The sequence below is a fragment of the Terriglobus sp. YAF25 genome (genome assembly GCF_052113305.1).
Classification (GTDB): domain Bacteria; phylum Acidobacteriota; class Terriglobia; order Terriglobales; family Acidobacteriaceae; genus Terriglobus.
The window spans coordinates 1-9,194 of the sequence record NZ_JBFRCY010000088.1 but is presented as its reverse complement, the minus strand read 5'-3'; the positions used below and the strand labels follow the sequence as shown (position 1 = coordinate 9,194).

The window sequence follows — 9,194 nt, the reverse complement described above, 5'->3', positions numbered from 1 at the left end:
CTCCCAGGTATCTCGGGAGGGTCTTGGATATCAGCGCTCGCAGAATGGCGGACAGAGCGTGCCGTTGCCGGGCGGACAGATGAGCGACTACCACCGCTTCGGATCGTCACTCAACTCTCCTGCTAAGGAAGAGACCTTCTTCGACGGCATCGACGTCTCGCTGACTGGCATTGCCGATCTCGCAGGGCCGAAGCCCCCGTCATCTCTGAAGCCAGGATTAGAGGAGGTCGCATCGCAGATCGAACAGGCGATGAAGAGCTTCTCCGTACAGAAGCCTGCGGCGGTGGCCTCTTCGCTGGCGAAGGGCAAGCTTAAGGTTGAGTCTCTGATCGCCGAGACTGAGAAGAGCGATCTCTCCGCAGAGGCGAAGTACAACGTCCTGCATGAGCTGCGGGTGAAGCAGCATCAGTTCAATGATGCTCTGGTGGCCGCTCTGCAGTTGAAGCTGAATGCCGATGTCATTCCTGCAGGGCAGGAGGACGGCATGATGGCCGCAATGCGAGGCGCAGCCTCCACCTTCCAGATGGCAACACCCGGCCTTGCATTCCCCGTAAAGGTTCATCTCTACCAGCCCACGATCCCATCGTTGACGGTGAAGAGCGTGAAGCTGGTGGGCACATCCCGCAAAGACTGGAGCATCTCAAGTCCCGCCCCTCCCGCAGCGTTGACTTCTGAAAAAGCAGCAGACCTGACCTTCAAAGTTAAGGTCCCTGATGACGAGCCGTACACGCGGCCATACTTTACCCGTGCCGGGCTTCAGAATGCGGTGTATGAGGTCGCGTCCAGTGCGTCCAGGAATACACCGCTCGCTCCTTACCCATTACAAGCTGTGGCCCAGGTGGAATACGAAGGTGCAAACGTAGAGCTAGCAAGCGTGGTGCAGGTCGTCAGCAAAGTGAACGGCCCAGGTACGTTGCGATATCCCATGCCGGTTGGTCCCGCACTCTCGGTAGCGATGTCGCCATCGGCCGGAGTCGTGCCTCTCGGCAGTAAGTCGATCAACGTGAGCGTCCGCGTGCATAACAACGTGAAGCCCGCGGCCTCGCCATCCGTGAGTCTGTCGCTTCCAGAAGGATGGACGGCTACTCCGAAATCCATTCCGGTAAAGTTCTCGCAGGAAGGCGAGGAGCAGACCGTGGCCTTCACCGTGACTCCCAAGGTTGCTGAAGGAAAGGAATACACGGTCACTGCGGTCGCAGAACTTGATGGCAAGTCCTATTCGGAAGGCTATGTGACGATCGGTTACACCGGGCTGCGGCCATACTTCCTTTACTCGCAAGCGAAGTATGTCACCACGGGAACTGATGTGAAGATGGCTCCGGATGTCCCGGTTGCCTATGTCGAAGGTAGCGGCGACGATGTTCCGGCCGCGCTAGAGCAGATCGGTGTGCACGTCTCGTATCTCTCGGCGCAGGACCTGGCAAATGCCGAACTGCAGAAGTACAGCGCAATCGTGCTCGGTGTTCGAGCGTATGCCGTGCGCCCCGATCTCATCGCCAATAATGCGCGTCTGTTGCAGTACGTGGAGAAGGGAGGCACCGTTATCGTGCAATACAATACGCCTGAGTTCGACCACAACTTTGGACCCTATCCTTATGTGATGAGCAATGACCCGGAAGAGGTGACAGACGAGAAGTCAGTCGTGAAGATCCTCGATCCGAAGAATCCTGTCTTCAACTGGCCAAATAAGATCACGGAGAAGGACTTCGACGGCTGGATCGAAGAGCGCGGATCGAAGTTTCTGCAGGCGTGGGATCCGAAGTACACCGCACTGCTGGAGACACATGATGCCGGCCAGCCGGAGCAGAAGGGCGGCCTGGTGTATGCGCGCTATGGCAAGGGCGTCTACATCTACAACGCATATGCTTTTTATCGTCAACTCCCGCTGGGAGTTCCAGGGGCCTTTCGTTTGTTTGCCAATATGCTGAGCCTGCCGAAGAATCCGGAGATCAAGTAGTCGGGATTATCTCCATGGCGAACGCAGGACAACAACTCGGGCATCTGGATCGCGGAATCGGTCTGTGGGGGGCGCTGTCGGCCAATGTGCTGAACATGGTCGGCGTAGGCCCCTTTCTGACAATTCCCCTGGCGCTGGCAGCGATGGGCGGCCCGCAGGCGATGCTAGGCTGGATCCTGGGAGCCCTGCTGGCGCTATGCGATGGCATGGTATGGGCCGAGCTAGGCTCCAGGATTCCCAGCTCCGGCGGTTCCTATCACTACCTGCTGACGGCCTTCGGTCCAAAGACGCTCGGACGCTTGATGGCCTTTCTCTTCCTTTGGCAATCGCTGCTGGTGGGGCCTATCTCCATCGCCTCCGGCGCAGTAGGCTTCGCGGACTACGCCAGCGTCTTTCATCCCATGTCGGCTACCCAGTTGAAGCTGATCGCGATGGTCTTGTGCCTGGTCAACATGGCCGTGCTCTATCGCTCGATCCGCTCCATCGGAGTTCTTTCGGTTGTTGTTACCGTGATTGTGCTGGCGACCTGTTGTTGGATCATCCTGAGCGGCATTACACACTTCCATCCAGCTACCGCCTTCGACTTTCCTCCCCACGCTTTCCATCTCTCCCATACATTCTGGCTAGGACTCGGCTCTGCGACTCTGATCGCAACCTACGATTACGGCGGCTATAACAATGTCTGCCTGTTGGGCGGAGAGGTCAGAAATCCAACCAAAAATATTCCGCGCGTTGTGCTGCTCTCGATTGTGCTGGTTGCGGTCATGTACCTGGCGATGAATATCTCGATCCTGGGTACGTTGCCCTGGCGTGAGGCGCAGCATTCGAAGGTGATCGTCTCCGACTTTATGTGGGCGGTGTATGGAGCATGGGCCGCCAAGGCCGTTTCCATCCTGATCCTGATCGCAAGCTGGGGATCGGCCTTTGCCATTCTGCTTGGGTATTCGCGCATTCCCTATGCGGCCGCGACCAATGGAGAGTTTCCCGCGGTCTTCGCCAGGGTGCACCCGAAGGATCACTTTCCAACCGTCTCGCTGATCTACATGGGCATTGCTTCCATGGCGATGTGTTTCTTCTCGCTGGCTGATCTGATTGCAGGGTTGATCGTGATTCAGACTATGCTGCAGTTTCTTGGACAGTGCATCGCGGTCATGCTGCTGCGGCGGCAGTCACCACCTGCACCCGGCAGATTCCGCATGCCGCTCTATCCGTTGCCCGCCTTGGTCGCATTGGCGGGATGGCTCTACATCGTTGGCACCAGCCAACTAAAACACGTCATCGTAGGCGCGAGCCTGATCGTCGCCGGTGTGGTGGTCTTCTTATTTCAGGCAAACCGGGCGCAGGAGTGGCCATTTCAGCAGGCATGAAATACGACGTCACAGTCATCGGTGAGATTTATCTGGACCACGTCTTCAGCGGGTTTGTGGACTGGCCCGTTCCTGGGTCTGAGGTCTTTACCGACGAGTACACCTGGGAACTTGGTGGCGGGGCCATCACGACGGCCTGTGCGCTCTCACTGCTGGGAGCAAAGGTGCGTCTCGCAGGCGTTGTAGGAGAAGGAGACTATAAGGCCATCGCTGATCGCCTGGAAGAGTTTGGCGTCTCGGCTGACAACCTGATCGTTGAAAAAGGACGCAGCGGTGTAACCGTCAGTATCTCCACCGCCCATGACCGCACATTCTTTACCTATCGCGGTGTGAATGACCGTCTCGCAACGTATCTGGAGCAGCATCCTGAGGTGGCGGAGGAAGCTGCGCACGCCAGGCACGTCCATCTCGCGCTTCCGTTAGAGGTGGGAGCAGGCGCCAGAATCGTGAAGGCGCTGAAAGGCCMTGGAGCTACCGTCTCCATCGACGTCGGACATCATGTGGAGTGGTTGCGGAACCAGGAGAACTGGACGTTGATGCGCATGATTGACTACGTCATGCCTAACGAGAAAGAGTCAATGATGCTTGCCGGCAGTCCTGAGGCATATCTGCGGCTCTGTCGTCAGCACGGTGTAGAGCATGCACTGGTGAAGCTTGGGCCTGCGGGTGCGATGATGCTGTCGAACGGCAAGGAGTACTGGGCTGCCCCTCCTTTGGTGGATCTGGTCGACACAACCGGCGCCGGCGATGCCTTCGATGCCGGCTTTATCCACGCGCTGCTGGAAGGCCTCTCGCCACAGCAGTGCCTGCAGCACGGCTGCGTCTGCGGAGCTCTTTCGACTCGCGCCGCCGGCGCTCTGCGCGCGCTTCCTACCCGTAATGAGGTAGAGGCCGCCCTTGAGGAGTTCTATGCCACGTAAGATTGCGTTTCTCGGCGGTGGCGGTGTCCGTACGCCGCTGGTTGTCTTCGGTATCAATGAGTCAGCCCAAACGCTCGATGCCGAAGAGCTGATGTTGTACGACGTCGACCAGCACCGCGCAGAAATGATCGCTCGGCTGGGGCGAGAGGTCGTGCGGCGCGAGTCCGGCACGCTGAAGATCTCGGTCGCAAAGTCTCCTGAAGAAGCTGTCGATGGTGCAAGTTTCGTGCTGAACAGCGTTCGTGTTGGAGGCATTGGGACGCGTGCTCATGATGAGCGTGCGGCGATGCAGTGTGGCTATCCCGGCCAGGAGACAACCGGTCCCGGTGGTGTGGCCATGGGACAGCGCACGATTCCGGTTGCGATCGAACAAGCAAAGCTGGTGGAACGGCTTGCGCCCTCCGCATGGATCATCAACTTCACCAATCCAGCCGGACTTATTACCCAGGCGATTGCACATCACAGCGGAGCAAAGGTAATCGGCATCTGTGATACTCCGACGGAATTGCTGCACCGCATCCAGACAGCATTGCAGGCTCCGGCGAAGGATGTCGTTTGTGAATATGTCGGTCTGAACCATCTGGGATGGGTGCGCCGTGTCACGCTACGCGGCGAAGACGTGACCTCGCGCATCCTGCAGGACGATGCAATCCTCTCGCAGCTTTACTCCGCGCCGCTCTTCGATCATGAGCTGATCCGGGCAATCGGCCTGATTCCGACCGAATATCTTTTCTTCTATTACTCCCGTCGCCGTGCGCTTGAGAATCAGCGCAAACAGGGCGCAACGCGTGGAGAGCAGATTGCAGCGATGAACGAGTCTCTGATGCAGCGGTTGATCGAGCTGCTGACGGCCGGTGAGGATGCCGCTGCACTGCAAGCCTATGTGGACTACCTGAATCTGCGTTCCGGTTCTTATATGAAGCTGGAAGGGGAAGGGAAGTCGGCATTCGACGATGCTGCGCCGCAGGAGGATCCCTTCCGTGCAGCGAGCGGCTACCATCGCATCGCGTTGCAGGTGATGAATGCGCTGAGCAGTGAGAGACCAGAGAGCGTGATCGTCAATCTCCGCAACGGCAATACGATTCCGGAGATTGCGCCGGGAGACATCATCGAAGCCGCGACACAGATTAGCCGGACCCAGCTTGCTCCCATTTCGGTGGGCCCGCTGCCAGAGGCGGTACGGGGCCTGGTGTTGGCGGTAAAAGCGTATGAGCGCGCAGCGATTGCGGCGGCTGTCAGTGGCTCGGAGCGAGATCTTCGCAAGGCGATGCTGCTCTATCCAAGCATCGGCGAATGGGAGCCTTCAGAGGAACTATTAAAAACAATGAGGTGGAGTAGTAAGGCTTAGCAATAGAGCATTTCTCCTGTAGGTGTAGTGTAGGGATTCGTTATCTATGGGCGTTTTCCATAATGAAAACGCCGCTGCACTCCACTTCCGGGCTACCCAGCAACAGGAGAAATGCTCTAGCCCATGCGCTGGGTGCCCCATGTCCCGCGGGGACATGGGCCTTCGAGCAAAGCTCGAACGGTTTTTTGGTGGGGCCTGGAATCGCAATGATGGAACCAGCAATAAAGCAGGGGCCTTCGCTCCGTCACCCCAGCGAACAAGTTCGCCGGGGACCCGGTCGCTCAGGATGACAGCAAAAAAGCAATCGCGCGGTCTATTTTGTTCCAGACACAGCGACTCCAACCAGCGAGTCCGCACAGCCATAGTAAAGAAACCAGCTGTTCTTGAAGTACACCAGCCCTTCTGCGAAGGTCGTTCCAGTGACGTATTGCCCCGTCTTCTCAAACGGCAATTCCGGCTTGAGGAAAGGCTCCGTGGTTCTCTCCAGCAGTTTTGAGGGTTCCATCGCAGAGAACAACGCTTGTCCAACTGAGTACGCGCCAGGATCAAGGCCAGGCGCTCCATCACTGGCTCCATTCTTTCCGTTATAGAGAACCACGATCCCTCGTTCCGTCAGCACTGGCGGAGGACCAACTTCAGGAAATGCGCTGTCGAAGAGTTTGGCCCGCTGTTTAAGCACCGTCACCGGAGTGCCGTCGGCATTCTCCACTGGGGTCCAGTGGACCAGATCAGGAGAGGTCGCCAGGTGTACCTCCACCTCACCCCAGTACATCCAGTATTTGCCATGGATCTTTGTAGCGATCAGGCGACCGTTGCTAAGCCGCGTAACGATCCCGCCAGACTTATAGCTGTGATAGGCGCCTGAATCTTTCCCCGGGAACATGGGGCCATGCTTGGTCCAATGGACAAGATCTTTTGAGGTCGCAATGCCGATGCCGGTGCTCTTGCGGTTCCACTGGGTATAGGTCAGCACGTAGACGCCGTCCTCGCCTTCGACTAACCGCGGGTCCTCCGTGCCTCCAGGCCACTCGCGATCTTTCTGAGCATCGTCTGCCGGATAGAAAACCGGTCCAGGCTCGCGGGTGAAGTGAACACCATCGTCACTGGAGGCCAACCCCAGGCGCGAGGTATGCATGCCGATCTTCATCTCGCCGGAGTCATCCTCCGCGCGATACAGCACGTAGACCTTGCCGTTGCGCACTACTGCTGCAGGGTTGAAGGCGCTGGTCGACTCCCAGTGAACGGTCTGCCGGCTGAGAGGATCGGTGAAAGAAGATGCCGGTCTGGGAGAGAGGATCGGAGCGGAGACTGGCCGCGTGAATGGCCCGATGGTCCAGTTCTGAGCAGAGTTCTTTTGCGCAAAACTTATGGCTGGCAGCAGAGCTGCCAGCCATAAGAGGCGACGTATCGTCGATGTCGTATACCGCAAAGCCATAGGGATCAACCCTGGAGCGTGTTTCATAAATCCGATTCGCTGGAATCAGGCACGTATGAAACCCGGCAACGAGCCGGATTTCAGGAATCCCGCGTTCGAAAGGCGGCATATCATGAAACACGTTCTACAAAGCTGCGAGCGAAATTACCAGTCCAGTTTCTCCGGCAGGAACTCCGCAAACAGGTCGTCGTAGTAGGGCTTCAGTTCCTTCATGTTGGGCTTGGTGTGGCCCTTCGAATAGAGGTCATACGGATTGAACTTCCGCACCCACTCCAGCATGGCCTCATCCTTCTTGTTCATCAGATGCGTGTAGGCGCCATGGCGGTGCCATGCATAGAACGAGTGGAAGCGCAGCATGTACAGCGCCTCGTCCGGAAGATACGGCTTCATCACCTCGGCGATGTAGCCGTCATGGCCGAAGGACATGTGCACGTTCTCGAGGCCGCAGTTCGGTTCATAGATACCGTACTTGGTCTGATACTTGGCCACCAGGCGATCCGGGTTGGCGGCGAAGTACTCGGGGAAGACGATCTGATCGGACCACGCGCAGCCTACCGGGAAGGTGTCGCCCACAACACCCCATTGCGGCTCGCCGTAGAGGCAGAGGCACTTGCCCAGGTCATGGATGAAGCCCACCAGAACCATCCAGCGAGGCTGGCCGTCGCGGCGCATGGCTTCAGAGGTCTGCAACAGGTGCTCAATCTGGGTGAGGTCAGTATCCGGGTCGCTGTCATCGACCAGCGTATTCAGGAACTCAGCCGCTTCCCATACGGTCTTCTTACCACGCGTCAGACCGAAGTAGTCCTTCTCCTTGCCCAGGACATAATCAACAGTCTGATACTGATGGTTCAGGCGATAGAACTCGGCCACGCCGGGCTGCGCCTCGGCGTCGTACTGACGGAACTCGGTCTCAGACTTTCCTGCCTTGTAACGGCCTTCCAGGAAGTCTTCCCACTGATCGAGATCGTGGAGGGGGGTAGCATTGGCGGGTGTGGCGGACATTGGGGCGGCTCCTTGGTATACGGATCGTACGCGATAGCCGATCCTCGCCAGAGGCCACCTGCGTAATCGATTACGTAAAACTATAGACACGCTCTGTCGGCGTTGACAATAGAGATTCAAGGAAAATTTACAATCCGTTCCGGTATCGGTTACGCCGGTTTCCAACTGCTCGCGCGGATACGGAGATGCGGCTGGATCAGGGTGCTGCGTGCGGGGGATTCCGGATCGTCCAGCAGGCGAATCACCTCTTCTCCCGCCGTCCGGCCGATCTGGTCCGTCGACTGGTCGACAGAGGTGAGCGGCACCCGTAAGTACTGGGCATAGCGGAAGTTACCGCAGCCAACGATAGCGACGTCCTCCGGTACACGGAGACCTGCCTCCAGAACCGCCTCAATGGCGCCGATGGCGGTGAGGTCGTTGTAGCAGAAGACGGCGTCTGGCCGGGGATTGAGCTTCAGTAGCTCCTGCATGGCCTTCTGGCCGGCGGTGATACCCGTCTCTTCGAAGCGCTCGTGCATCAGAACGTACTCTGGTGGCACCGTGGTGCGGTGCCGCTGCAGGGTTTCTGAGTAACCGCGCATACGCTCATGGCCGGTACTCAAGTGCGAAGCGCCGATGTGCGCAATGCACTTCCGTCCGGTCTCCAGAAGATGTTCGGTAGCAATCTCGCCAATCTTGAAATCGTCTGACCCGACATAATGGGCATCCAGGAGAGGGAAATTGCGGTCTACCAGGAGGATGGGCGTCTGCTTTTCGCCGACCTTGAAGATGTTCTGCAACTTGCGTTGGCAGGAGGAGATCAGCAGCATATCGACCCCGCGGGTGAGCAGGGCACGGATCTCGCGCTGTTCGATCTCTGGATCGTCCTCAGAGGAGGCCAGCAAAAGTGCCCGGTCATGTTCGCGAAGCACCGCACCCAGGCTCTTGGCGACCTCGCCGAAGTAGGGATGCAGCAGGTCCGGCACCACGAGGCCAACGTTAGCCGTGCGTCCGCTAATGAGGGCCCGGGCGATGAGGTTGGGCTTGTACTGCAGCTCCTCCATCCGCTTCAACACGCGCTGGCGGGTCTTCTCACCGACGTCTTTACGGTTGCGGAGCACCTTGGAAACCGTAACGGTCGAAACACCAAGGTCGCGAGCAATGTCCTTCAGGCGGACAGCCATCC

At 58.1% G+C, this 9,194-nt stretch carries 7 protein-coding genes; 4 read left to right on the top strand and 3 right to left on the bottom strand.

Annotation, left to right across the window (positions count from 1 at the left end):
- From AB4043_RS05385 to AB4043_RS05370, 4 genes are all read left to right on the top strand, one after another.
- Positions 1 to 1,957, top strand: a 1,957-nt coding sequence (locus tag AB4043_RS05385) for a COG1470 family protein (RefSeq protein ID WP_442306627.1), incomplete at its 5' end; no start/stop codon positions are given.
- A 14-nt stretch (positions 1,958 to 1,971) separates the two neighbouring features.
- Positions 1,972 to 3,324 carry an APC family permease gene (locus AB4043_RS05380; protein ID WP_442302326.1) on the top strand — a complete coding sequence of 451 codons (1,353 nt, stop codon included), beginning with the start codon at positions 1,972 to 1,974 and terminating at the stop codon, positions 3,322 to 3,324.
- On the top strand, positions 3,321 to 4,244 hold the full coding sequence (locus tag AB4043_RS05375; protein ID WP_442306626.1) for a carbohydrate kinase family protein: 924 nt from the start codon (positions 3,321 to 3,323) through the stop codon (positions 4,242 to 4,244). The genes AB4043_RS05380 and AB4043_RS05375 overlap by 4 nt, the downstream gene beginning before the upstream one ends.
- The gene (locus AB4043_RS05370) at positions 4,234 to 5,592 is read left to right on the top strand and encodes a family 4 glycosyl hydrolase (RefSeq protein WP_442302324.1); all 1,359 of its coding nucleotides are present in this window, start codon (positions 4,234 to 4,236) and stop codon (positions 5,590 to 5,592) included. The genes AB4043_RS05375 and AB4043_RS05370 overlap by 11 nt, the downstream gene beginning before the upstream one ends.
- Before the next feature lie 313 nt (positions 5,593 to 5,905).
- Here AB4043_RS05370 and AB4043_RS05365 read toward each other — a convergent pair whose 3' ends face one another.
- The 3 genes from AB4043_RS05365 to AB4043_RS05355 form a co-directional block, all read right to left on the bottom strand.
- A complete protein-coding gene (locus tag AB4043_RS05365; protein ID WP_442306625.1) occupies positions 5,906 to 7,027 on the bottom strand; it encodes a glycoside hydrolase family 130 protein in 1,122 nt (373 codons plus the stop codon).
- A gap of 144 nt (positions 7,028 to 7,171) precedes the next feature.
- The gene (locus AB4043_RS05360) at positions 7,172 to 8,029 is read right to left on the bottom strand and encodes an inositol oxygenase family protein (RefSeq protein WP_442302322.1); all 858 of its coding nucleotides are present in this window, start codon (positions 8,027 to 8,029) and stop codon (positions 7,172 to 7,174) included.
- 149 nt (positions 8,030 to 8,178) lie between these two features.
- On the bottom strand, positions 8,179 to 9,194 hold a 1,016-nt coding region (locus AB4043_RS05355; RefSeq protein ID WP_442302321.1), incomplete at its 5' end, for a LacI family DNA-binding transcriptional regulator.